General features: G+C 63.5%; 22 protein-coding genes. 9 read left to right on the forward strand and 13 right to left on the reverse strand.

Annotated features, from left to right (window positions below):
- Positions 1-72: 72 nt before the first annotated feature.
- Complete coding sequence (locus MUO32_RS17720) at positions 73-978, reverse strand: DMT family transporter (protein WP_257949696.1); 906 nt, start codon at positions 976-978, stop codon at positions 73-75.
- A gap of 197 nt (positions 979-1,175) precedes the next feature.
- Here MUO32_RS17720 and MUO32_RS17725 point away from each other — a divergent pair, with 197 nt between their 5' ends.
- From MUO32_RS17725 to MUO32_RS17740, 4 genes are all read left to right on the forward strand, one after another.
- Positions 1,176-2,057 (forward strand): DMT family transporter, encoded by an 882-nt coding sequence (locus MUO32_RS17725; RefSeq protein WP_257949697.1) that lies wholly within the window; start codon positions 1,176-1,178, stop codon positions 2,055-2,057.
- A 115-nt stretch (positions 2,058-2,172) separates the two neighbouring features.
- Positions 2,173-3,669 (forward strand): CHASE3 domain-containing protein, encoded by a 1,497-nt coding sequence (locus MUO32_RS17730; RefSeq protein ID WP_257949698.1) that lies wholly within the window; start codon positions 2,173-2,175, stop codon positions 3,667-3,669.
- Positions 3,666-4,112, forward strand: coding sequence for a response regulator (locus MUO32_RS17735; protein ID WP_069060116.1), 447 nt, complete (start codon positions 3,666-3,668; stop codon positions 4,110-4,112). The genes MUO32_RS17730 and MUO32_RS17735 overlap by 4 nt, the downstream gene beginning before the upstream one ends.
- Positions 4,113-5,168: a sensor histidine kinase gene (locus tag MUO32_RS17740; protein WP_257949699.1), complete on the forward strand. Its 1,056-nt coding sequence runs from the start codon at positions 4,113-4,115 to the stop codon at positions 5,166-5,168.
- Positions 5,169-5,289: 121 nt separating this feature from the next.
- On the opposite strand, the gene MUO32_RS17745 is transcribed toward MUO32_RS17740, so the two are convergent.
- From MUO32_RS17745 to MUO32_RS17785, 9 genes are all read right to left on the reverse strand, one after another.
- Complete coding sequence (locus MUO32_RS17745; RefSeq protein ID WP_257949700.1) at positions 5,290-5,466, reverse strand: hypothetical protein; 177 nt, start codon at positions 5,464-5,466, stop codon at positions 5,290-5,292.
- Between the two features lie 160 nt (positions 5,467-5,626).
- Positions 5,627-5,851 carry a hypothetical protein gene (locus MUO32_RS17750; protein ID WP_257949701.1) on the reverse strand — a complete coding sequence of 75 codons (225 nt, stop codon included), beginning with the start codon at positions 5,849-5,851 and terminating at the stop codon, positions 5,627-5,629.
- 72 nt (positions 5,852-5,923) lie between these two features.
- Positions 5,924-6,160, reverse strand: coding sequence for a 30S ribosomal protein S21 (gene rpsU / locus MUO32_RS17755; RefSeq protein ID WP_257949702.1), 237 nt, complete (start codon positions 6,158-6,160; stop codon positions 5,924-5,926).
- A gap of 74 nt (positions 6,161-6,234) precedes the next feature.
- Complete coding sequence (locus MUO32_RS17760) at positions 6,235-6,525, reverse strand: cold-shock protein (protein WP_257949703.1); 291 nt, start codon at positions 6,523-6,525, stop codon at positions 6,235-6,237.
- 192 nt (positions 6,526-6,717) lie between these two features.
- A complete protein-coding gene (locus MUO32_RS17765; protein WP_257949704.1) occupies positions 6,718-6,927 on the reverse strand; it encodes a cold-shock protein in 210 nt (69 codons plus the stop codon).
- 337 nt (positions 6,928-7,264) lie between these two features.
- Positions 7,265-9,475, reverse strand: a complete 2,211-nt coding sequence (locus tag MUO32_RS17770; protein WP_257949705.1) for an FAD-dependent oxidoreductase — start codon at positions 9,473-9,475, stop codon at positions 7,265-7,267.
- 29 nt (positions 9,476-9,504) lie between these two features.
- Positions 9,505-9,903 carry a YbaY family lipoprotein gene (locus tag MUO32_RS17775; protein WP_257949706.1) on the reverse strand — a complete coding sequence of 133 codons (399 nt, stop codon included), beginning with the start codon at positions 9,901-9,903 and terminating at the stop codon, positions 9,505-9,507.
- Between the two features lie 2 nt (positions 9,904-9,905).
- Entirely contained in the window at positions 9,906-11,114 is a 1,209-nt protein-coding gene (locus MUO32_RS17780) for an acetyl-CoA C-acetyltransferase (RefSeq protein WP_257949707.1), read from the reverse strand.
- A 99-nt stretch (positions 11,115-11,213) separates the two neighbouring features.
- The gene (locus tag MUO32_RS17785; RefSeq protein ID WP_257949708.1) at positions 11,214-13,010 is read right to left on the reverse strand and encodes an acyl-CoA dehydrogenase C-terminal domain-containing protein; all 1,797 of its coding nucleotides are present in this window, start codon (positions 13,008-13,010) and stop codon (positions 11,214-11,216) included.
- A gap of 432 nt (positions 13,011-13,442) precedes the next feature.
- Here MUO32_RS17785 and MUO32_RS17790 point away from each other — a divergent pair, with 432 nt between their 5' ends.
- The 3 genes from MUO32_RS17790 to MUO32_RS17800 all read left to right on the forward strand — a co-directional run bounded on the left by MUO32_RS17790 (position 13,443) and on the right by MUO32_RS17800 (position 19,487).
- Positions 13,443-17,312, forward strand: coding sequence for a peptidoglycan-binding protein (locus tag MUO32_RS17790; RefSeq protein WP_257949709.1), 3,870 nt, complete (start codon positions 13,443-13,445; stop codon positions 17,310-17,312).
- A gap of 457 nt (positions 17,313-17,769) precedes the next feature.
- Positions 17,770-18,696: a sulfite exporter TauE/SafE family protein gene (locus MUO32_RS17795; RefSeq protein ID WP_257949710.1), complete on the forward strand. Its 927-nt coding sequence runs from the start codon at positions 17,770-17,772 to the stop codon at positions 18,694-18,696.
- Entirely contained in the window at positions 18,693-19,487 is a 795-nt protein-coding gene (locus MUO32_RS17800) for a TIGR02186 family protein (RefSeq protein ID WP_257949711.1), read from the forward strand. Before MUO32_RS17795 ends, MUO32_RS17800 begins: the two co-directional genes overlap by 4 nt.
- Before the next feature lie 3 nt (positions 19,488-19,490).
- Here the strand turns inward: MUO32_RS17800 and MUO32_RS17805 are convergent, their stop codons facing one another.
- Positions 19,491-19,931 carry a universal stress protein gene (locus tag MUO32_RS17805; RefSeq protein WP_257949712.1) on the reverse strand — a complete coding sequence of 147 codons (441 nt, stop codon included), beginning with the start codon at positions 19,929-19,931 and terminating at the stop codon, positions 19,491-19,493.
- 75 nt (positions 19,932-20,006) lie between these two features.
- Entirely contained in the window at positions 20,007-20,516 is a 510-nt protein-coding gene (locus MUO32_RS17810) for a helix-turn-helix domain-containing protein (protein WP_257949713.1), read from the reverse strand.
- 115 nt (positions 20,517-20,631) lie between these two features.
- On the opposite strand from MUO32_RS17810, the gene MUO32_RS17815 reads away from it, so the two are divergent.
- Together MUO32_RS17815 and MUO32_RS17820 are read left to right on the forward strand one after the other, a co-directional pair.
- Positions 20,632-21,192, forward strand: a complete 561-nt coding sequence (locus MUO32_RS17815) for a dihydrofolate reductase family protein (RefSeq protein ID WP_257949714.1) — start codon at positions 20,632-20,634, stop codon at positions 21,190-21,192.
- A gap of 109 nt (positions 21,193-21,301) precedes the next feature.
- Positions 21,302-22,525 (forward strand): PQQ-dependent sugar dehydrogenase, encoded by a 1,224-nt coding sequence (locus MUO32_RS17820; protein WP_257949715.1) that lies wholly within the window; start codon positions 21,302-21,304, stop codon positions 22,523-22,525.
- On the opposite strand, the gene pdeM is transcribed toward MUO32_RS17820, so the two are convergent.
- Positions 22,522-23,247 carry a ligase-associated DNA damage response endonuclease PdeM gene (pdeM, locus tag MUO32_RS17825; protein ID WP_257949716.1) on the reverse strand — a complete coding sequence of 242 codons (726 nt, stop codon included), beginning with the start codon at positions 23,245-23,247 and terminating at the stop codon, positions 22,522-22,524. The genes MUO32_RS17820 and pdeM overlap by 4 nt on opposite strands.
- Positions 23,248-23,250 lie beyond the last annotated feature (3 nt).

Raw genomic sequence — 23,250 nt, forward strand, 5'->3', positions numbered from 1 at the left:
GCGGACCGGCTTCTGCCGGTCCGATAGACCGGAAGCATATCGGAGGAGATGGGTCGAGTAAAGAAAAAAGGATTATTTTCCTTTTTTGTCGATATCTGCCTTTTCGGCGGCGCGCCGGCGGGCGACCACGCTTTCGCGCCAGATGGTGAACATGCCGGCGGCGACGACGATGATCGAACCAGCGATCATGTTGATGTTCAGCGTTTCGCCGAAGATGCTGACGCCGATGATCGCCGCCAGCACGACCTGGAGATAGGTCAGTGGCTGGACGGCGGCCGCGTCGAGCAGATCGTAGGCCCGGATCAGGAAATAGTGGCTCGACATGCCGGTGATGCAGAGCAGCCCCATCCACAGCCAGTCGACAGGGGCAAGATTGGTCCAGAAGAAAGGCCCGACGAGGGAGATCGCCGCAGCACCCGCCACGCCGGTGTAGAAGAAGCTTGTCGAGGCCGTATCATCCCGGCTGACAAGGCGCGTTGCGATCACATAGAGCGCAAATATCAACGCGGATGCGAGCGGCAGCAGCACGGAGAGGTCGAAGTCGGTGCCGGCGGGGTTGAGGATGACCAGCACGCCACACAGGCCGACGCCGATCGCCGTCCAGCGCCGCCAGCCGACGCGCTCGCCGAGCAGCGGCATCGACAGCAGCGCGACGAAGATCGGCCCCGATGCCAGGAGCGCCTGCGAATGGGCGAGGCCAACGGTGGTGAAGGCGGTGATGGTGATGACGATCTGGACGGCGAGAAGAATGCCGCGCAGGATTTGCAGGATCGGCCGCTTCGTCGCCGCGGCGACTTTCAAACCACCCGGACTGCGTGCGCCCAACGCCATGGCGAAGGCGGCAAAAGCCCAGAAGCGCAGCATCGCGATAAAGACAGGCGGATAGGCGCTGCCGAGATGTTTCGAAATGGCGTCCTGCAGGCTGAAGATCAGGATCGCAAGCAGGGTGAAGCCGTAGCCGAGTCGTTTGGAATCCATGGTCCGCGCATATACCCGTCCCGCCGTGCTTGCACGTGTAAACTTGTGCGTCTCCGGACTTTTCGCGGTGGTTTGCGAGACAGGATACAGCGGGTGGGAAAAATTTCCTCCCCCGTGATTTCCTGCCACTTTCGCGGCGTCGAGCGGCGCGCTATCAAGGACGAGGCGCGCCTTCGCCGTGCCTCGAGGTTCCTTCCGTGCAAAAGACCGTCTCTTCCGGCATTCTGCTGACGTCATTCGCCTATTTCCTGTTTTCCGTGCAGGACGCCTCCGTCAAATGGCTCGTGGTGGCTCTGCCGGTCTGGCAGATCCTTTTTGTGCGCAGCGTCACGATCTTTTTGCTCTGTTTCGCCTTTGGCGGGCGCCCGATCCTTCGGGCCGCGCGTCATTCGCCCGTGCTGAAGCCGCTCTTCCTGCGCAATCTCCTGCTATTGGCCGCCTGGCTTTCCTACTATACGGCGGCGCGCGATCTCGGGCTCGCCGAATTGACGACGCTCTATTATGCCTCGCCGATCGTCATGACGATCCTTTCGGTGCCGATCCTCGGCGAGAAGGTGCCGGGCTACCGCTGGCTTGCCGTCGCGACCGGCTTCGTCGGTGTGGTGATCGCCTGCGGGGTCGCGGTCAAGGGGATCGAGCTGTCGCTGCCCGTCTATCTCGCCTTGCAGGCCGCCATCTTCTGGGCGATCGCGACGGTGCTTCTGCGCAAGACGGCGCTGCAGGAGCGCACACAGGTGCAAATGGTCATATCGAGCGGCCTGTTCGTCCTCTACACAGCGATGGTCGTGCCCTTTGTCTGGCAGCCGATATCGGCCCTCGACCTCGCGCTGATGGCTGGAACGGGCGTGCTTGCCGGCATCGGCCAGTTTGCACTGTTCGAGGGCATGCGCCGCGCGCCGGTTTCCGTGCTGGCGCCCTTTGAGTACACCTCGCTGGTCTGGGCTTTCGCGCTCGGCTATCTCATCTGGAGCGACGTGCCCGGCTCGAACGTCTTCGTCGGCGCGGTTCTGATCTTTTCCGCCGGCTTGATCATCATTGCCACTGAGCGGTTCGGAGGGCGTTTCCGGGTTCGCACATGAGCGTTAAGGGGTGAAACAACCAAAAGATTCCCTGCTTTTCCGGCTTCGCCGGTTGCAAGCAGGCACTGTAACGATATTGTCGCCGTCCTGTAGACGGCGCTAACCGGGGGGTGGAATGCCGATATCGAACGCCGCATTCGTGCGCTCGACTATCATCCTGTTGATTGCAGGCATGATCTCGTTGCTCGGCATTGTCGGCACGTCGCTTTGGCTCGTCAGCAAGGTGCAGACCTATTTTGCCGAGCTGGTCGATGTGCGCGAAGTGCGCAGCTCCGCCGCCGATCTGTTGTCCACGCTGAAAGACGCCGAGACGGGACAGCGCGGTTTCGTCATCACCGGAGAGGTGAGTTTCCGCGAGCCCTATGACGACGCATTGAAGGCCGTGGCCGAACGGCAGCGGCTGCTTGGCGAAAAGGCTACCAGCTTCCCCGCCTATGCCGAGCGTATCCCCGAGATAAACCGCCTCGTTGCCGACAAACTCGCAGAGCTTGCCGAAACGGTTTTGGCTGTCGAAAGCGGGCAGGCGGCGAATGCCGTCACGCTCGTCAAGACCGACCGCGGCCGCCAGCTGATGGATCAGCTCCGTGACCAGATCGGTGACATCATGGCCGATGCGGATCGTCGTCTGGAAGCGGGCGTGATCGATACGCTGTGGTCGGCCGGCGCGCTCCGATGGACGACGATTATCGGGGCGATTGCCATCATCGGCGTCATGGGTGGAGCAGCCATGGTCGTTGCGCAATATACCCGTGATGTTCTTGTCGCCCGTCGCGAGGTCGAGACGCTGAACGCCACGCTGGAAAAGCGCGTCGATGAGCGGACGGAGGAGCTGATCCGCGCCAACCAGGAAGTCCAGCGCTTCGCCTATATCGTCACCCACGACCTGCGCGCGCCCCTCGTCAACATCATGGGCTTTACCAGCGAGCTGCAAGCCTCGCTCTCCGCCATCCAGGGCTACGTGCTGGCCGATGAAAAGCCGCCGAGCGTGGACGATATCCTCGAGGCACGCCGTGCCGTTTCCGAGGACCTGCCGGAGGCGATCGGCTTCATCCGCTCCTCCACCAAGAAGATGGACGGGCTGATCAACGCCATCCTGAAGATCTCGCGCGACGGGCGACGCGAACTCAAGATCGAACGCGTGGATATCAAGGCGCTCGTCGAGACAGGGGCTGCCGCGCTCACCCATCAGGTCAGCGAATCCGATGGCGAGATCACCATCGACGAAAAACTGCCGACCGTCATTTCCGACCGGCTGTCGCTCGAGCAGGTGTTCGGCAACCTGTTCGACAATGCCATCAAGTATCAAGCGCCGGATCGGCCGCTGCGCATTTCCGTCAAGGCGCGCAATGCGGGCCGGGCCGGCTTCACTATCGAGTTCACCGACAATGGCCGCGGCATCGCGCCGGAGGACCACGAGCGGGTCTTTGAACTGTTCCGCCGCTCCGGTGCACAGGACATGCCCGGCGAAGGTATCGGCCTGGCACATGTGCGTTCACTGATGCGCAATCTTGGCGGTGATATTGTCGTTAGATCCGAACTCGGGCAGGGGACGACCTTCGTGCTTCGTCTGCCGCCCGACCTCAGCAAAGTTGTCAGGAGTATGCAGGCATGAACGGACTGGGCAAGGAAGTCACAATAGTCATGATCGAGGACGATGAGGGCCATGCGCGCCTCATCGAAAAGAACATTCGCCGCGCCGGCGTGCACAACGAGGTCGTACCCTTCACCAACGGCACGGAAGCGCTCGATTTCGTGCTCGGCAAGGATCGCTCGGGTCTCGCCAGCGCCGGCAGGTTCCTGCTGATCCTGCTCGATCTCAACCTGCCGGACATGTCGGGCATCGACATCCTGCAGAAGATCAAGACCAACACCCACACCAAGCGCCTGCCGGTGGTCATCCTGACGACGACGGATGACGAGCGGGAAATCCAGCGCTGCTACGATCTCGGCGCCAATGTCTACATCACCAAGCCGGTCGAATACGAAAGCTTTGCGCATGCGATCCGCCAGCTCGGCCTGTTCTTCTCCGTGATCCAGATTCCCGAGACGCAGTAAATGAAGGAAGGCCCCGTCCGCATCCTCTATATCGACGACGACCCGATTCTTGCCCGGCTTGCGGAGCGCGCGCTCGGCCGCCTCGGTTATGAGGTGTCGCATGCGGAGGATGTGGAACGCGGCCGCACGCTTTTTGCAGAGGGCGGTTTCGATACCGTTGTGCTCGACCATTTCCTGAAATCCGGTACCGGCCTTGCCTTTCTTCGGGAGCTTGCCGATGCGCCGGGTGCGGTTCCTGTCGTCTATGTGACGGGATCGAGCGATGCGCAGGTCGCCGTCGAGGCCCTGAAGGCCGGTGCGGCGGATTATGTCATCAAGTCTGTCGGCGACGACTTCATGCCGCTGCTCGCCAACGCGCTCGGCCAGGCACTGGAGAATGCGGAACTGAAGCGTGCGAAGCTGAGGGCCGAGCAGGAAATCCGCGACGCCAAGGAGCGGGCCGAAGTGCTGCTCACCGAAGTGAACCACCGTGTCGGCAATTCGCTGGCGCTCGTCGCCGCCCTGATCCGGTTGCAGATGTCGAGCGCGTCCAACGAGGCGGTGAAGGGGGCGCTCGCTGAAACGCAGGCCCGTATCACCGCGATCGCCGGCATCCATCGGCGACTCTACACGTCCGAAGATGTGCGCAATGTCGATATGGGCGCCTATCTCGGCACGCTGCTGTCCGAACTCGACACCTCCCTGCAGGGGCAGGGCCGCAATGTGCGCCTCAACCGTGTGCTGGAGCCGCTGCACGTGCCGACCGACCGCGCCGTCTCGCTCGGGGTCATCGTGACGGAGCTCGTCACCAACGCCTTCAAATACGCCTATGGCGAGGCCGGCGGCGAGGTGCGCGTCGGCTTTACCCGTCTCGATCCTGACAGCGCACTGCTCTTCGTGGAGGACGACGGCATCGGCTGGCGCGGTGAAGGCCCCGTACGGGGCACGGGCCTCGGCACCAAGATCATCGGCGCGATGGCCTCCAGCCTCGGTGCCAAGCTTGATTATGCCAGCCGTGTCGCGGGTACGCGGGCGGAACTGCTGGTGCGGATGACAGACGCAGCGCGGCTGGCGTAAGCGCACACCATTCCGCAGCTTATCCATCTCACACCATCGCAACCCGCACAGCGTAGCGAAGCGACAAAAAACCCGGACGCAGGGACATCCGGGTCTTCGGGGAGGTCGATGAAGCCAGGGATCAGCGGCAGACCTTGATGCGCTTGATGATCACATTGCCGTAGTAGTCGTAGGACTTGATCTTCTTGATGAAGCAATAGGGCTGATAATCGTCGCTGTAGTAGCCGGCCTGCGAGGGGGCGGCGAAGGAGACGGCGGCGACGAGGGCGACAGTGGCGGAAACGATGATCTTGCGCATGGGTCTCTCCTGATCGATTTAGGATGAGTCTCTCTCATCCAGCGATCGGAAGGTCGCATATCCTCTCACGGTCTCGCTGTTCCCGATGGAACAGGAAACGGCAAAAGGGGGGGCATGTTCGGGGATATCGTCCGTATCGCGAGCCATCAGGCCCGGATGGTCACGCCTTTTTGGCGGCCGGGGTACGTTTGGTTTTGGCAGCCGGCCGGGCCGGTTCTTCGGCAGGCTCCTGCTGGAGGCGCAGTTCGCGCAGCCGTGCAGTCTTCTTTTCGCGTGCAGTGGCTTCCGAAGCGATGATGGTACGGGCCGTCTCATCCGTCGCTGCAGCCTTGTCACGGGCCGAAAGCTTGACGGGGTTGAAGAATTCTTCCTTGGTCGCGGTCATGATCTCTCCTTTCATGGAGCGATAGCCGGATAGGCGGGCCGGGCAGCATCATGCCGCCCGGCGCCGAAAACCCTACCGAGTGCGCACGGCCTTCTTGGGGGCCGGCAGCAGGCCTTCGCGCTGCATCTGCTTGCGTGCAAGCTTGCGCTGGCGACGAATGGCCTCGGCCTTCTCGCGGACCCGCTTTTCCGACGGCTTTTCGAACGCGCTGCGCGCCTTCATTTCGCGGAAAACGCCTTCGCGCTGCAATTTCTTCTTCAGGACGCGCAGCGCCTGATCGACATTGTTATCTCTGACGAGAACCTGCAAGTGATGTCCTTTCTCTCGCGGCCTATGCCGCATTCAGGGGCAAAAATTCGAATTCATGATCTGGCTAGGCCGCATCACTTCCCATTACGGGTGGTCAGCGGTTTTAGCCAGGGGCTTCCATTTCCGGGAACGGAAGCCGCTACGGTCTTGCGTGACGATGGTGCGGCGGTCTCATCGGCGTCGATATCGCTTTGCACGATCCGCCGCTCGAAGTTCTCGCCTTCAAGCCGCACGCGATACTGCACCTCGCCATGGTCCGCCGGCAAAACGCCAACGATACGGCAGGTGCGTTCGCCTGAAGCCTGACGCAACAGGCCAGCCTTTATCACGACACGATCGCCAATGGCATAGGTTTTTCGGCTCATGGCATTCTCCTTTGCGGAGTTTCCGCCAAGCTAACGCTTTGTCTTACGCAATTCCGAACCCAACCACGCTCAAGCATCGTTGCTGGAATTGTTTACCGGAAACAAAAAGGCCGGGCGTTACCCCGACCTCTCCCTGTCATTCGAACTCGACGCTGCCAGTACATCCGTGGTCAGCGAGGAGGAACGACAATCTTATGCGGCGCGAAGGTTGTCGGCCGAGTTCTTGCCGGACTTGCGGTCGCGGACGATCTCGTAGCTGATCTTCTGGCCTTCGTTCAGCGAGCCCATGCCCGAGCGTTCGACAGCCGAGATGTGCACGAAAACGTCGGTCGAACCGTCGTCAGGCTGAATGAAGCCGAAGCCCTTGGTGCTGTTGAACCACTTTACGACGCCTGTGTTCATAACGATATCCTTTCCATCACTAGTTTAAGCGGACGATGTTTTGTCCGTTATTGATCGATCTTGAAAGGAAATCTGACGGAGCCTAGTGGCTCATAGACAAAGGTCGCAAGCAATTTTCGATAGGCTCTATATAAAGTTTATTTTGAAAAACGCAATGGTTGGCGAAAAATTTTCTGAAAACGCTCGGTGGAAGTGCCCGAAAATACGAGGTTCTACCGGTTTTCATCCCGTTTGATTTGTCGCTCCGGGTATTTCTATTTTTCACGCCGCAGCTTGAATTGAAACCGAAAAGGGCGGCCCGAAGACCGCCCCTTGCCTGTATCTGCGATGCGCCGGTTCAGGCCGCCTTCTTGGTCTCGGGGGCGAAGCGGCCGTAGAAGGTCTCACCCTTCGCGGCCATGTCCTTCAGAAGGGCCGTCGGCTGGAAGTGGCTGCCGTATTTGGCGGCGAGCTTTTCGCAGAGCGCCACGAAGGTTTTGACACCCATGCCGTCGATATAGGACAGCGTGCCGCCGGTGTAGGGCGCGAAGCCGAAGCCGAGGATGGAGCCGACATCGGCCTCACGCGGATCGGTGACGATGCCCTCTTCCATGGTGCGGGCGGCTTCCAGCGCGATGGTGACGAGCAGGCGCTCCTTGATCACCTTGATATCGACATCGTCCGCCTTCTGCTGCGGGTAGAGGTCCTTCAGGCCCGGCCACAGCTTTTTCTTGGCCGGCTTCGGCGGGTAGTCGTAAAAACCCTTGCCGGCCTTGCGGCCAAGGCGACCTTCGCCTTCCACCAGCCTGGTCACCAGCTCCATGTGGCGCGGATCGACGGACTGCGGACCAAGGTCCGCGATGGAGGCCTTGAAGATCTTGTAGGACAGATCGACGGCGACCTCGTCGTTGAGCGACAGCGGGCCGACCGGCATGCCGGCCATCTTGGCGGCATTCTCGATCATCGCCGGCGGCACGCCCTCGATCAGCATGTCATAGGCTTCGGCCATGTAGCGGAAGACGCAGCGGTTGACGTAGAAGCCGCGCGTGTCGTTGACAACGATCGGCGTCTTCTTGATGGCGGCGACATAGTCGAGCGCGGTGGCAAGCGCCTTGTCGCCCGTCTCCTTGCCGAGAATGACTTCCACCAGCATCATCTTGTCGACCGGCGAGAAGAAGTGGATGCCGATGAACTGGTTCGGACGCTTCGAGTTCTTGGCAAGGCCGGTGATCGGCAGCGTCGAGGTGTTGGAGGCGAAGATGGCGTCTTCGCGCAGCACGGCCTCGATCTTCTCGGTGACCTCCTTCTTGACATTGCGGTCCTCGAAGACGGCCTCGATGACGAGATCGGCATCGGCGAGGTTGGCATAATCCGGCGTCGGCGTGATCAGGGAGAGCAGCTTCTCGCCGTCCTCTTTCGACAGACGGCCCTTGCCGATGGCGCCGGTGACGAGGCCCTCGGAATGGGCCTTGCCCTTGTCGGCGGCCTCCTGGTCGCGGTCAACAAGCACGACCGGAATGCCGGCAGCGGCAGTGACATAGGCGATGGAGGCGCCCATGAAGCCGGCGCCGACAACGGCGACCTTCCTGATCTCCGACTTCGGAACGCCGGCCGGGCGGCGCGCACCCTTGCCGAGCTCCTGCATGGAGATGAACAGCGACCGGATCATCGAGAAGGCTTCGGTCGTCTGGAGGATGTGCGTGAAGTAGCGCTGCTCGATCTTCAGGCCCGTCTCGAAGGGCACCTGAAGGCCTTCATAGACGCATTTGAGGATGGCGAGCGCGCCCGGATAATTGCCGGCGGTTTCGCGGCGCAAGATGGCGGGGGCAGCCGGCCAGAGCTGGGCGGAAGCGGGCGTCCAGATGCCGCCGCCGGGGGCTTTGAAACCCTTTTCGTCCCATGGCTGGACGGGCTTCAGGCCGTCCTTGATGAGCTGCTTGGCAGCCGGGATGAGCTGGTCGGGCTCGACCACCTGATGCAGGAGGTTCATTGCCTTGGCGCGGGCGGCCGTCAGCGACGAGCCGGTCGTCATCATCTGGAGAGCGTCCTGCGCATTGGCAAGGCGCGGCACGCGCTGGGTACCGCCAGCGCCCGGGAAGATGCCGACCTTGACTTCCGGAAGCGCGATCTTGACGGACTTGGCATTCGAAGCGACGCGGCCGTGGCAGGCGAGCGACATTTCGAAGGCGCCGCCCATGCAGGTGCCGTTGATGGCGGAAACCCACGGCTTGCCGCAGGTTTCGAGCTTGCGGAACAGCCAGGTCATGCGGCCGGTGGCTTCAAACAGCTTTTCGACGGCGGTCGACGGGTCGGTCGCCTTCGCGTCCTTCAGGAGGTCGAAGCTCGCTTTGATCATGGAGAGATCGGCACCGCCGGAGAAGGAGGATTTTCCAGAGGTGATGACCACGCCCTTGACGGTGCTGTCTGCCACCACCTGGTCGATGATCTTGTCCAGTTCGTCCATCACCTCGATGGTGAAGACGTTCATCGACTTGTCGGGCATGTCCCAGGTGACCAGCGCAATGCCGTCGGCGTCGGTCTCGATGGTGAAATTCTTGTATGCGCTCATGGTTTTCTCCCCCTCGGTAGAGAATGGGCTCAGTAGAGAATGGGTTCAATGTCCAGCGAGGCCTTGCCTCTGCCGCCATACGCCTGTTTCGTCGTGTTGATCGCAATGAGACGGCCGTCGCGCTCGAGGCGGATGGTGAAGCCCGGTGCGACCGCCTTGCGGAGCGCCGAGCGCTTCACCCGCATCGAAAAGCGGATGGAATGCCGGTTGCCCTTGCTGATGACCGTGGTCTGGGCGATGCGCCGTGCGACCACATCCATGATGCCCTGCTCCTCGAGCCGGATCGTCAGCCGGCCGACCGGAACCGGACCGCTCGCCACATTGGTGACGGTGCCCGACAGGACGAAGCTGTCACTTGCCTCGGCGGAGGAAGCGACGAGGCCTGCCCCGATGAAGGCGAGGAAGCTGCGGCGGGTCGGGTTCGTCATGCTCAGACCCGCTCGATGATCGTCGCGGTGCCCATGCCGGCGCCAATGCAGAGCGTGACGACGGCGGTGTTGAGGTCGCGGCGTTCCAGTTCGTCGAGCACCGTGCCGAGGATCATGGCACCCGTAGCGCCGAGCGGATGGCCCATGGCGATGGCACCGCCGTTGACGTTGATCTTGTCGTGCGGGATGTCGAAGGCCTGCATGTAGCGCAGGACGACGGCGGCGAAGGCTTCGTTGAGCTCGAAGAGGTCGATGTCGGAAAGCGTCATGCCAGCGCGGGCGAGCAGCTTTTCCGTGACGTCGACCGGGCCGGTGAGCATGAGGGCCGGATCGGAGCCGATATTGGCGAAGGCCTTGATGCGGCCACGCGCCTTTTTGCCGAGGATGTTGCCACCCTCCTTCGAGCCGAGCAGCACGGCGGCAGCGCCATCGACGATGCCGGACGAGTTGCCGGCGTGGTGGACGTAGTTGATGCCTTCGATTTCAGGATGGGCCTGGATGGCGACGGCTTCGAAGCCGCCCATCTCGCCGGGCATCTGGAAGGAGGGGTTGAGCGAGGCGAGCGCCTGCATGTCGGTGCCGGGGCGCATGTGCTCGTCATGGGCAAGGATCGTCAGGCCGTTGATGTCCTTCACCGGCACGACGGCGTTCTTGAAGTAGCCTTTCTCCCAGGCGTGCGCCGCCCGCTTCTGGCTCTCGACGGCATAGGCGTCGACGTCGTCACGGGAAAAACCGTACTTCGTGGCGATGAGGTCGGCCGAGACACCCTGCGGCATGAAATAAGCCGGGAAGTTGACCGAGGGGTCCATGAACCACGAGCCGCCCGACATGCCGAGGCCGACGCGGGACATGCTTTCCACGCCGCCGGCGATCACGATGTCATCGGCACCCTGGGCGATCTTCGCCGCACCAAGGTTGACGGCGTCGAGGCCGGAGGCGCAGAAACGCGACAGCTGAATGCCCGGCGCCTTGGTCGAATAGCCGGCCTCGAAGGCGGCAGCCTTCGGGATGACGGAGCCCGCATCCATGACGGGATCGACGCAGCCCATGACGATATCGTCGACCTTGGCCGTATCGAGCCCGTTGCGGTCACGCACCGCTTCCAGAACCTTGGCAGCGAGGCGGACGGACGGCACTTCGTGCAGCGAACCGTCCTTCTTGCCGCGCCCGCGCGGGGTGCGCACATGATCGTAGATGAAGACGTCGGTCATTGATTTCTTCTCCCTAGCGGCGCGAAGCGCCTTAGAATTCGTGGCTCGCGGCTTGCGACTTTAGCCCCTCGCCCCGCAATGGGGGAGAGGGGCGAAGCATCAGAATGCTTCGGCAGCCAGTTCCATCGTCGTGTCTGCGCCGGCCTCGATGCGGGTCTTGCGCAGTGTCGTTTCCGGCATCAGGCGCTCCATGAAGAACTTTGCCGTGATCAGCTTGTTCTTCAGGAAATCCTCGCGCTCGCCAGCACCATTGGCAAGGCCTTCTTCGGCAGCCTTGGCGATCTTCGCCCACATGTAGCCGACGACGACGAGGCCGAAGAGGTGCATGTAGTCGGTCGAGCCGGCACCGGCATTGTCGGGCTTGGCCATGGCATTCTGCATGAACCACATGGTTCCGGCCTGCAGGTCGTTCAAGCCCTTCTTGAGGCTCTTTGTGAACGTTGCGAGCTTCTCGTCATTGCGATTCTCCTCACAGAAATCGCCGATTTCCTTGAAGAGGGCCATGACGGCGCGGCCGCCATTCATGCCGAGCTTGCGGCCGACGAGGTCGAGTGCCTGGATACCGTTAGCGCCCTCGTAGATCATGGCGATGCGCGCATCGCGCACATACTGGCTCATGCCGTGTTCTTCGATATAGCCGTGGCCGCCAAAGACCTGCTGGGCCATGACGGCGTGGTCAAAGCCCTTGTCGGTGAGTACGCCCTTGAGGATCGGGGTCATCAGGCCGAGGATGTCGTCGGCGGCCTGGCGTTCCGTCTCGTCGGCGGAGCGGTGGGCGATGTCGGATTTCAGCGCGGTCCACAGCGTGAAGGCGCGGCCGCCCTCGGTCCAGGCCTTGATGGTCATCAGCGTGCGGCGGATGTCCGGGTGCACGATGAGAGGATCGGCCTTGCCGTTCGGGTTCTTCACGCCGGAGAGCGAGCGGCCCTGCAGGCGTTCGCGGGCATAGCTCGCGGCGTTCTGGTAGGCGACTTCGGCAATCGACAGGCCTTGCAGGCCGACGCCGAGGCGGGCCTCGTTCATCATCACGAACATGGCGTTGAGGCCCTTGTTCTCCGCGCCGATGAGGAAGCCGGTCGCCTCGTCATAGTTCATGACGCAGGTGGCGTTGCCGTGGATGCCCATCTTGTGTTCGATCGCGCCGCAGGAGACGCCATTCTTGTCGCCCGGCGTGCCGTCGTCCTTGAGCATGAACTTCGGCACGATGAAGAGCGAGATGCCCTTGGTGCCTTCCGGTGCGCCCTCGATGCGGGCAAGCACGAGATGCACGATATTTTCCGACATGTCGTGGTCGCCGGCGGAAATGAAGATCTTCTGGCCGGAAATCTTGTAGGAACCGTCGCCCTGCGGCACGGCCTTGGTGCGGAGCAGGCCGAGGTCGGTGCCGCAATGGGGCTCCGTCAGGTTCATCGTGCCGGTCCACGTGCCTTCCACCATCTTCGGGAGATAGGCGGCCTTCTGCTCGTCGGAGCCGTGCACGAGGATTGCGGCGATGGCGCCCTGCGTCAGGCCCGGATACATGGTGAGCGCCATGTTGGCCGACGACATGTATTCGCCGACGGCGGTGTGCAGCACATAGGGCAGGCCCTGGCCGCCGAATTCTTCCGGAACGGCAAGACCCATCCAGCCGCCCTGGCGGTAGAGGTCGTAGGCTTGCTTGAAACCCGTCGGCGTCGTCACCGTGGCGTCGTCTTTGCGTACGCAGCCTTCCTGGTCGCCCGAGAGATTGACCGGGAACAGCACTTCCTCGGCGACCTTTGCGGCCTCGCCGGCAATTGCCTCCACCATGTCTCCCGTCGCATCGGCAAAGCCCGGCAGGTTGTTGTACCGCTCGAGCGCCAGAACGTCGTTCAGGATGAAAAGCGTGTCATTCACGGGGGCCTTGTAGATCGGCATTTTTCGCGTTCCTCACCTATCCCACGGACATGAGTCCGGTCCTTGGCGAGGGATACTATAAAATTTTGACGTTTGCGTAAACGTCAAAACGCAAGCGCCATGCATTTTTCGTCGGACGAAAGAGGGGCGGGTGGGTGCGCTCAAGCGGGGGTTGCTGTGCCGCAACCGGTCGCCTTTCCTCCCGAACGCCATTCTATGAGCAAATCGTTAAAAAATTTCCGCGGTGGTTAACCCATTGTTTACCACGTTTCATGAATTGTGGCGTCTGAGGGCGTGGGATCGGGAATCATCTCGTTTCCCCCTGTGATGCCCGGCTTCGGCCGGACGAGACAGGGACGATCCCGCCGAATGGAATGAAGGGCGCAGCCGGGCGGCAGCGCTTTCAAGCGTATCTCCCGGCAGGCCGAGGCGGCCGCCAAAGCGAGGCGAAAGATGAACGGATCGCGAAACCCGCAACGTCCCGGCGAACGCTCTTCGCTCGACGCGCTCAATCGCACCATCGAGGGGCTGGAAGCCCGTATCGAGGGGCTGATGGCCGGCGGCCGCGACACGCGTACACGCAGCGAGGAGCGTTACGCACCCCGCAACGAGCAGGCCCGCTACGAGCAGCAGCAGCGTCCGATCCCGTTGCGCGAGGATCCTGTCTCCGAAATCATGCAGCGCCAGCGCGCCATCGAAGGCGGCCGCGAGCGCGTCGCCCAGCGTGTGGAACGCCGCCCCGTTTCCGTCGATCACTACGCCGCCGCCCAGCAGGCGCACACCGCCTATGGCAACCAGTCGACCGCTCACAGCGGGCTGCAGGCCGCCGCGCCCGCCCGCGCGGACAATTCGGTGGAAGACATCGCCAAGGCGCTCGTCTCGCTGCGCCAGGATCTCAAGAAGGACATTGCCGAGGGGCTCGAGCGCGAGATGCTGTCGCTGCGCTCTGAAATCCGCGGCATCCGCCAGATGGCCGAGGGCCGTGGCAACAACGACGACGTGCGCGAGGAACTGACCCGCCTCTCCGCCGGGATCGGCCAGCTCGGCCGGCAGTCGGGCCAGAGCGAAGGCCTGCGTGTCGAATTCGACGAGTTGCGTTCCGTTCTCGACGGGCTGGCCCGCGAGGATTCCGTGCGCCGCATGGAAGACCGCTGGAGCGGCGTCGAGCAGAAGCTGTCCGTCTTCGACCAGACGCGTGACGACGAACTGGTGGCGCTCGCCTATCGGCTCGACGAGTTGAAGGTGCAGATCGGCGCCGTCAGCGCCACGCCGGCCATCCATGCGCTGGAAGGCAAGATCGAGACGATCGCCCGCGCCATCGACATGCTGGCCCGCCAGGCCCAGCAGCCGGACGACCGGCATTTCGTTTCGGCTGTCACCTCGCAATTCGAAGGTCTCGACACGCGTCTCGACGAGATCAGCCGCGCCATCGCGGCCGCCGGCCGCATGCAGCAGTCCGCCTCCATCGACAATCCCATGATGCAGCGCCTGGAGGGTCGTATCACCGATCTCGCCGGCCAGCTCGACATGATGGCCCGCCGCCCGGTGCCGGCGCCCGACCAGGGGCTCGGCCTGCGCATCGAGGCGCTCGCCGGCCGCATCGAGGAGCTTTCGAACGAGCGCGCCGCGCTGCGCCTCGAAGAGCGCATCGAGCAACTGTCGCTGATGCTGGAGCAGAGCCAGCAGGCGGCACCGGCCCGAGATGGCGATGAGCTTGCCTTCTACCTCTCCGATATCTCCCGCAAGATCGATGCGCTCGATCAGGGCAGTGTCAACGGCGAACTCGCCGAGCGGCTGGATGCGCTCGCCCGCCGGATCGACGGGCTCGACACGCCTGTCGGCAGCCCGTTTCAGGAAGACCGCTTCTCGCAGATCGAAGGCCGTCTTTCGGCCATCGCCGACCGGCTGGATTCCACGCGCGTCGCGCCTGCCGGCGACCATGAGGCGCTGCGCGGCCTCGAAGCGCAGATCGCGCATCTCTCCACGCTGATCAGCACGCCCTCGGCCGGCGTATCGCCTGACGTGGAGAACCGTCTCGCGACGATCGAAGACTACATGGCGACCAATGACGAATATATCGTCGAGGCCGCCCGCCAGGCGGCGGAAGCCGTCATGGAAGCCTATCGCCATGCCGGTCCGGCCAGCGCCGCCGCCGTCGACATGGAAGCGATCGCCGGCCTTGCCGATGATCTGCGGGTGCTGGAAGACCTGACCCGTTCCAGCGAGGAGCGCACCGCGCGCACCTTCGACGCCCTGCACGACACGCTGGTGCAGATCGCCGGCCGCCTTGAACAGCTCGACACCCCGCGTGAAAGCTTTGGCCGCCGCGAAGCCATCCAGCCGCGTGCGGAAATGCCCCGCGCCGAAATGCCGGCCATGGATTTCGACCGCGCCGAGGAGCCGGCCGCCAGCCTCTATGGCAATGACTATCCGTTCGACGACGACGGTTTCGGCAGCGCGGCTCGCAAGGCCGACGCCGAAGCGCCGCGTGAGGAAAGCCGCTTTGCCGAAGTCGAGGTCGAGCATATCGAGGTTCCCGAACGCCCGGTCGCCGAAGAAGAAGCAGAGCAGGCCGTGGCACTTGCCGTCACGGAGGCTCAGCCGAAGGGTGGACTGCTGGCCGGCCTGAAGCGTCGTTTCGTTCCCGGCCGCAAGGAAGCCGCACCCGTCGCCGAGCGTCACCAGATCGACCCGACGCCGTCGCTCGATCCGGTCGACGAACTGGCGCCGGAAGAGGCGAACCAGCTCCTGGAGCCCGGCTCCGGCGTGCCCGACGTCCGCCGCATCCTGGAGCGCGTGCGCGCCGGCCAGACGTCCGGCAACCGTTCGACGACAACGGGCGAAGGCGACAAGGCGGCCCAGCAGATTGCCGCCGCCCGCCGCGCCGCCAAGATCGCCGCCGAGGAAGCCGACGCGATTTCCCGCGTCGCCCCGGCAAAGAAGGGCGAGAAAGCAGCAAAGGGCGACAAGCCGGCCTCCGCGCTGTCCGGTCATCGCCGGCCGATCCTGCTTGCCGTCGGCGCCGTGCTGCTGGCGATCATGTCCTACCCGCTGATCACCGCTGTCATCAGCGGCGACGATGCACCAGTCATCGTCGAGCAGACGGCCGTCTCCTCCGACGAGGCGAAGCCCACCGAAACGACGGCCGGTTCCAGCGAGGCCGTGACGGCCAACACCGCAGCGGCGCCCGTGGCCGACGACAAGGTCGAGAGCAAGGCGCTGGCCGATCCCGCCCCGGCTGGCGATGATCTCGCCGGTGACGACAAGAGCGCTGCGGTGGAGGCCACGCCGACCGCCACGTCGGGCTCGGACATGCTGACCGCTCCTGCCGCGAGCGGCGATGCGGACACCGCCGGCTTCGAGCCGGTGACGACGCCGGAAGTCGAGCCGCTGGCCGGCACGGACATATCGGCGGCTGGCGAAAAGGCACCGGTGGATACGATCGAGACGGCCGCGATCGTCGTTCCCGAGGCGATCACCCCGCCGTCGCTCTCCAAGGCCGCGACCGAAGGCGATCCGCTGGCGCTGTTCGAAATCGGCGCGCGCTACACGGATGGTCGTGGCGTTGCGACGGATCTGGCACAGGCCGCGCACTGGTACGAGCTTGCTGCTGCCCGCGGCTTCGCGCCGGCCGAGTATCGCCTTGCCAACCTCTATGAAAAGGGCCAGGGCGTCGAGCGCGATCTCGAGCGCGCCCGTACGCTCTATGAAACCGCGGCGAACAAGGGCAATGCCAGCGCCATGCACAACCTCGCCGTTCTGCTCGCCACGGGCACCGGCACGGCGCAGCCGGACTTCAACGAAGCCGCGAAGTGGTTCCAGAAGGCGTCCGAGCTTGGCGTCCGCGACAGCCAGTTCAACCTCGCCATCCTCTATGCGCGCGGCAACGGGGTGAAGCAGGATCTGGAAGAGTCCTACAAGTGGTTCGCCATCGCTGCCCGCGACGGCGACCGGGATGCCGGCGCCAAGCGCGACGAGGTGGCCAATGCCATGCGTCCGGAACAGCTTTCCGAGGCAAAGGCGAAGGTGGAACTGTGGAAGCCGCAGGCACTGGACGACAAGGCGAACTCGGCCGAACTGCCCGACGAATGGGTCGGCAAGCCGACGAAGACCGCCAGCGTCGACATGAAGAAGGCCATCCGCAACATCCAGGCCATCCTCAACAACAACGGCTTCAATGCCGGTACGCCCGATGGCGAGATGGGCAAGAAGACCGTTGCCGCCATCAAGAGCTTCCAGAAGTCCGTCGGCCAGGCCGAGACGGGTGAAATCGACGACGCTCTGGTCAACGAGCTCCTGAAGCGCAACAAGCAGCCGAGCTGATCTGCAGACCGCCGGAGGCGCCTCGAAGGCGCCTTCTCCGGTTGACTTGTCCAGACCCCACGGGCATGACGCTCACCATGGCGCCGCACATCGTTCACGATGTGCAACGGGCGCTGTGGCATTTTGTATGCGCCGCATGACTCCCATCCTTAAATCGGCCCCGATTTGCGGAATTATGCGGTAGAAAATTCATGTCTCTCCAAGATGATAAGGCGTTCGCCAAACGTCATCATCGATGAGGGCGCAAGGGCGCACCTTTGGGCTGCGCCTCACGACCGATCCTTGCGTGATGCAGGGCGCGACCGGCCGATGGAGAGGGCACTCCCTTCCGCGGCGGGGCGCTTCTTTGCATTCACGGCCTGCCGAAGAGAAGCCGCGGCAGGGAGAGGGCGGGAAAGCGGCTGACGGGAAAAGTAGCCTCCGCGCGAGCGGAAGAATTGCCGATTGGGGTTTCCTTGTGACTGTGTACCTGCCCATTGCAGAGCTGTCGGTGAATATCTTCATCATTCTCGGCATGGGCGCGGCCGTCGGCTTCCTTTCGGGCATGTTCGGCGTGGGCGGCGGCTTCCTCATCACGCCGCTGCTCATCTTCTACAATATTCCCCCGGTTGTCGCCGTGGCGACGGGCGCCAACCAGGTCGTCGCGTCCTCGGTCTCGGGTGCTCTCTCGCATTTCCGCCGCGGCACGCTGGACGTGAAGCTGGGTACGGTGTTGCTCTTCGGCGGTCTGGCGGGCGCCACCGTCGGCATCTGGATCTTCGCGCTCCTGCGCAGCGTCGGCCAGCTCGATCTCGTCATATCCCTGCTTTACGTCGTGCTGCTCGGCACGGTCGGCACGTTGATGCTGCTCGAAAGTATCCGTGCCTTGCGCCGCTCGGCCAACAACCAGCCCGTCTCGCTGCGCCGGCCCGGCCAGCACAACTGGGTCCATCGTCTGCCGCTGAAGATGCGCTTCAAGAAATCGAAGATCTATCTCAGCATCATCCCGGTCGTCGGCCTCGGCTTCTGCATCGGCATCCTGACCTCCGTCATGGGCGTCGGCGGCGGTTTCATCATGGTGCCGGCCATGATCTATCTCCTGCGCATCCCGACCAATGTCGTCGTCGGCACGTCGCTCTTCCAGATCATTTTCGTCACCGCCTATACGACGATCGTACAGGCGACGGCCAACCACGCGGTCGACATCGTGCTGGCCTTCATCCTGATGGTGGCGGGCGTGATCGGCGCGCAATATGGCGTGCGCGTCGGCCAGAAGCTGCGCGGCGAGCAGCTGCGCGCGCTGTTGGCGCTGCTCGTTCTGGCCGTCGGCGCCCGTCTTGCGGTCGACCTCGTCGTCACGCCCGCCGACGTCTATTCCATCGTCAGCGAGGGGGTCTATCGATGAGAGCGATCGCTGCCCTTCTTCTCGTTTGCAGTCTTGCCATGCCCGCCGCCGCGCAGGTGCTGGAAGACAAGCCCGTGGAGTTTCCCGAACGGCTCGAGATCGGGATTTCGACGGACGAGATCGCGATCACCTCGGATTTCCGCGGTGCGGACCTTACGATCTTCGGCGCCATCGAGGGCTACGATCCGGCTCTGCTCGCCCAGGGCAAATACGATATCGTCGTGGCGCTGGAAGGCCCGAAGGACAACAACACGGTGCGCGTCAAGGAGCGGATCTTCGGCATCTGGGTCAATCGCCGCTCGATGACCTTCGAACTCGTGCCGGAATCCTATTCGCTGTCGAGCACGCGCGACGTGGAGACGATCGCCGAGCCTGCCATGCTGAATGGCGTCGGTGTGGGCATCCAGCACATCCGCCTGTCGCCGATCGGCTATGTCGGCGACGGCAGCAACATGACGGAATTCCGCGACGCCTTCCGGCGGCTCAAGGAAAGCGGCGGCTTCTACCAGCGCGATCCGGGCGGCGTGCAGTTCATCAGCGCCAGCCTCTTCAAGGCGACGGTCAGGCTGCCGGCGAACGTGCCGAACGGCACCCATGTTGTGCGTGCGCATCTCTTCCGCGACGGCGTCTTCATCAGCGAGAAGGCGCTGCCGCTGCGTGTGATGAAGACCGGCATCGAGCAGATGATCTCCAACGCCGCCTACAACAACGCGCTGCCCTACGGCATCTTCTCGGTGACGCTGGCGCTCATGACAGGCTGGCTCGCCAGCGTCGTCTTCCGCAAGGATTGATCGTCAGGACCTGTAGACGAGCACCGGAATGCTGGAGTGGCTCAGCACCTTGGTGGTGACGCTGCCCATCAGGAAGGCGCTCATGCCGCGCCGCCCGTGCGAGGCCATGGCGATGAGGTCGCAGCCGCGGTCCCGCGCCGTGTCGATGATCGCCTGCCAGGCATCCCCCGCCGTCACCTGCACGGTTTCTGCCGCCACGCCCGTCATCGAGGCGGCGTCGCCGGCCGAGCCGAGAATGCGCAGCCCCTCCTGGCGCACCTGTTCCTCGTAGTCTGCCCGGACGTTGATCGCCTTGTCCGGCGTGATCGGCAGGATATGCAGCGGCTCGGCCACCGTCATGACAGAAACCTTCGCGCCAAGCGCCTTGGCAAGCTGCAACGCCTGCGCGACCGCGGCCGAAGAGAGTTCCGACCCGTCGGTCGGCACGAGGATATGCTTGTACATGTGCCTTCTCCTTTTTCTGCAGTCTAGGGCGCGAACGAGACAGGGCCTTGACGGAAATCAACCACGCCGCATCCGTCAAGCCGTTGCGGTGGATTGGGCGCGGCGCGCGACGGTCGCCTCATAGGCGGCCTGGAGCTCGCCGAAAACGGAGCGGGCGGGCGGCGCGGCACCCCTGTGGATGGCGCGCAGCTCCGCCATGAAGGCCTCCCACATGTCAGGCCCGCCGGTCTCCAACAGTTCGGCGCGGATCGAAAGCTCCTCCGTCACCGGCAGGAAGCGCCGGCCCCATGCACCCATCATGGCAAAGACCGGCACGAGCGCGATGCCCATTTCCGTGAGACTATACAGCGCCTTCTGCTTGTGGCTCGGATCGTCCTCCCTGGTGATCAGGCCTTCCTCGACGAGACGGCGCAGCCGGTCGGCGAGAATGTTCGAGGCGATGCCTTCCTCCGATTTCGTCAGCAGTTCGCGGAAGTGGCGGCGGTTGCCGAACATCATGTCGCGCAGCACGATCAGGCTCCAGCGGTCACCGAGAATCTCCAGCGTCAGGTTGATCGGGCAGCCGGAGCGGCGGGTATCTTTCATCAGGGTCTCCAAAAACTGCTTGCACAGTACAATCGGTTTCGCTACCCATCAACCAGTTGCAAATCGCAACTGGTTTAATCCGACGTGGCACGGTCACCGCAGGGAGGGCAGGACGATGGCAAAGGTAATCATCTGGAATCTCGTGACACTCGACGGCTTCTTCGAGGGCGAAAAGAAGTGGGATCTCGACTTTCACAACCGCGCCTGGGGGCCGGAGCTGGAGGCGCTGAGCAGCAAATTCGGCGCGGCGGCCGGTCTGCTGGTCTTTGGTCGCGTCACCTATGAGGGCATGAAGGCCTACTGGACGACGGCGCAGGAGGAGGGCGAGGTGAAGGCCTATATGAACGCGCTGCCGAAGCTGGTCGCCTCGCGCACGATCACATCCTCGGACTGGAACAACACCGAGGTGACGGCCGACATCATCGGCGAGATCGCGCGGCGCAAGCGGATGCTGGACAAGACCATCTATGTCTTCGGCAGCGCCGACCTCTCGGACGGGCTGCTCGAGGCCGGTCTCGTCGATGAGGTGATGCTGGCGATCGTGCCGGTACAACTCGGCAAGGGCACGCCGTTCTTCAAGGAAGGCACGCGCCGCGACTTCGACCTCATCGAGGCAAAGCCGTTGTCGAATGGCGCGGTCCTCACGCGCTATGCGCCGCAGTCGGGCACCCGATAAACATTTCTTGAAGAGACGTGTTGAAACAAATCGCGATGCTGGCCCCTTCGGCGGTTAGGGCGGATTTCTGACAAACAGCCCGCCAACGCCTCGAACAAGGGAAACCACCATGCGCACGACCAGCACCCTTCTTGCCGGCACTCTGCTTGCGACGGCGATGCTTACCGGCCCGGCCTTCGCCCAGTCCGTCAGGACGGCGGAGACCGGGGACGCCAATGCCCCGGACCAGAGGCCAGCCTTCGAAAACCAGACCCGCGCCGCCCTTCCCGATGTGGTGCCGGAGATCGGCGTCGATGTGGTGGCGAAGGACCTGCCGCATCTCTGGGCGATGGAGTTCCTGCCGGACGGGCGCATGCTGGTGACGGCGAAGGACGGCGCCATGCATGTCGTCTTCCAGGAAAACGGCGAGGTAAGCCCGCCGATCGAAGGTGTGCCGGAGGTGATGTCCGACGGGCAGGGCGGCCTGCTCGACGTGGCGCTCGCACCGGATTTCGAAAGCTCGAACCGCATCTACCTCTCCTTCTCCGAACCGCGCGACGGCGGTAACGGTACATCGGTCGCGTCCGCCACGCTTGCCGAGCAGGATGGAACCTTCTCGCTTCGGGATGTGAAAGTCGTCTTCCGGCAGATGCCGACCTATGACGGCGACAAGCATTTCGGCTCGCGGCTGGTCTTCGGTCCGAAGGGCGAACTCTATGTCACGGTCGGCGAGCGGTCGGACCGGGAAACGCGCGTCGGTGCGCAGGATCTTGCGAGCGGCTTCGGCAAGGTTTTTCGTCTTGATGCCGAGGGCAAGGCGCTGGCCGACAATCCTTTCACGAAGACCGAAGGCGCACAGCCGGAAATCTGGAGCTTTGGCCATCGCAACCTGCAGGCCGCGACGCTCGATGGACAGGGGCGGCTGTGGACCGTCGAGCACGGACCGAAGGGCGGCGACGAGCTGAACCGGCCGGATGCCGGCAAGAACTACGGCTGGCCGAAGGTGACCTATGGTATCGAATATAGCGGCGGTCCGGTGGGCGAGGGCATCACCGCGCTGGAGGGGACGGAGCAGCCCGTCTACTACTGGGATCCCGTCATCGGCCCTTCCGGCATGGCCTATTACGACGGCGACGCCATTCCCGAATGGAAGGGTGCCTTCCTGATCGGTGGCCTCGTCAGCCAGGGGCTTGTCGTGCTGCATATGGATGGCGACAGGGTTGCCCGCGAGGAGCGCGTACCGCTTGATGCCCGCATCCGCGACGTCAAGATCGCGCCTGACGGATCCGTCTTCGTGGTGACGGAAGAGCGGGGCGGCGGGGAATCGACGATTTTACGGCTGGTGAAGCGTTAGCCGCGCAGATTGGCGAAGCGCACCGAATAGATGCGGTCGCGGCCGAGCATATGGGCAACGAGGTTTGGCCGGTCGAAGAGGCCGGTCATCGCCTTGTGGCGCAGGTCCAGCCCTCCGGTCATGATGCCGAAGGCGGGCATCAGCAGGCGTTTGCCATCCGTTGCGAAACAGGGGCGGCGCACCGCCTTCTCGCGGCGGATGACGGTGGCGGCGGGATGCAGGTGCCCGGCGATCTCGCCGGCAGGCGAAATGAGTGATGGCTCGTGACGGAAGACGAGGCCGGCATAATGCAGCTCGTCGGCCGACTGGCCGGGCAGGTCCACGGTGCCGTCGGGATCGTGGTTTCCGTTGATCCAGATCCAGTCGCGGCCGCGCGCAAGCTCGGTGATTTTCGTACGGAAGATATCCGGCAGATGGGCGGAGCCGACGCGATCGTGAAAATTGTCGCCGAGGCTGACGACGATGGCCGGGTCATGTCTCGCGATGACGGCTTCCAGCACCTTCAGCGTGGCGAGCGTATCGTAGGGCGGCAGCATCATGCCGCGGCGGGCGAAGGCTGCTCCCTTTTCGAGATGCAGGTCCGAGACGACGAGGACACGGGTTTCCGGCAGGTAGAGCGCGCCGAGCGGATCGCACACGGCTTCGACGCCGGCAACGAGTGTGCGGGCCGAAATCGCGCCGAAATCCTGTATGCCCATCGATGCCAGCGCCAGTCTCTGCATGCG

Source organism: Shinella sp. CPCC 101442 (assembly GCF_024704725.1).
GTDB lineage: Bacteria > Pseudomonadota > Alphaproteobacteria > Rhizobiales > Rhizobiaceae > Shinella.

Coding starts and splice junctions, on each gene's coding strand:
- MUO32_RS17720 (WP_257949696.1), bottom strand. CDS start 978: ATGGATTCCAAACGACTCGGCTACGGCTTCACCCTGCTTGCGATCCTG.
- MUO32_RS17730 (WP_257949698.1), top strand. CDS start 2,173: ATGCCGATATCGAACGCCGCATTCGTGCGCTCGACTATCATCCTGTTG.
- MUO32_RS17735 (WP_069060116.1), top strand. CDS start 3,666: ATGAACGGACTGGGCAAGGAAGTCACAATAGTCATGATCGAGGACGAT.
- MUO32_RS17740 (WP_257949699.1), top strand. CDS start 4,113: ATGAAGGAAGGCCCCGTCCGCATCCTCTATATCGACGACGACCCGATT.
- MUO32_RS17745 (WP_257949700.1), bottom strand. CDS start 5,466: ATGCGCAAGATCATCGTTTCCGCCACTGTCGCCCTCGTCGCCGCCGTC.
- MUO32_RS17750 (WP_257949701.1), bottom strand. CDS start 5,851: ATGACCGCGACCAAGGAAGAATTCTTCAACCCCGTCAAGCTTTCGGCC.
- MUO32_RS17760 (WP_257949703.1), bottom strand. CDS start 6,525: ATGAGCCGAAAAACCTATGCCATTGGCGATCGTGTCGTGATAAAGGCT.
- MUO32_RS17765 (WP_257949704.1), bottom strand. CDS start 6,927: ATGAACACAGGCGTCGTAAAGTGGTTCAACAGCACCAAGGGCTTCGGC.
- MUO32_RS17770 (WP_257949705.1), bottom strand. CDS start 9,475: ATGAGCGCATACAAGAATTTCACCATCGAGACCGACGCCGACGGCATT.
- MUO32_RS17775 (WP_257949706.1), bottom strand. CDS start 9,903: ATGACGAACCCGACCCGCCGCAGCTTCCTCGCCTTCATCGGGGCAGGC.
- MUO32_RS17780 (WP_257949707.1), bottom strand. CDS start 11,114: ATGACCGACGTCTTCATCTACGATCATGTGCGCACCCCGCGCGGGCGC.
- MUO32_RS17785 (WP_257949708.1), bottom strand. CDS start 13,010: ATGCCGATCTACAAGGCCCCCGTGAATGACACGCTTTTCATCCTGAAC.
- MUO32_RS17790 (WP_257949709.1), top strand. CDS start 13,443: ATGAACGGATCGCGAAACCCGCAACGTCCCGGCGAACGCTCTTCGCTC.
- MUO32_RS17800 (WP_257949711.1), top strand. CDS start 18,693: ATGAGAGCGATCGCTGCCCTTCTTCTCGTTTGCAGTCTTGCCATGCCC.
- MUO32_RS17805 (WP_257949712.1), bottom strand. CDS start 19,931: ATGTACAAGCATATCCTCGTGCCGACCGACGGGTCGGAACTCTCTTCG.
- MUO32_RS17810 (WP_257949713.1), bottom strand. CDS start 20,516: ATGAAAGATACCCGCCGCTCCGGCTGCCCGATCAACCTGACGCTGGAG.
- MUO32_RS17815 (WP_257949714.1), top strand. CDS start 20,632: ATGGCAAAGGTAATCATCTGGAATCTCGTGACACTCGACGGCTTCTTC.
- MUO32_RS17820 (WP_257949715.1), top strand. CDS start 21,302: ATGCGCACGACCAGCACCCTTCTTGCCGGCACTCTGCTTGCGACGGCG.
- pdeM (WP_257949716.1), bottom strand. CDS start 23,247: ATGCAGAGACTGGCGCTGGCATCGATGGGCATACAGGATTTCGGCGCG.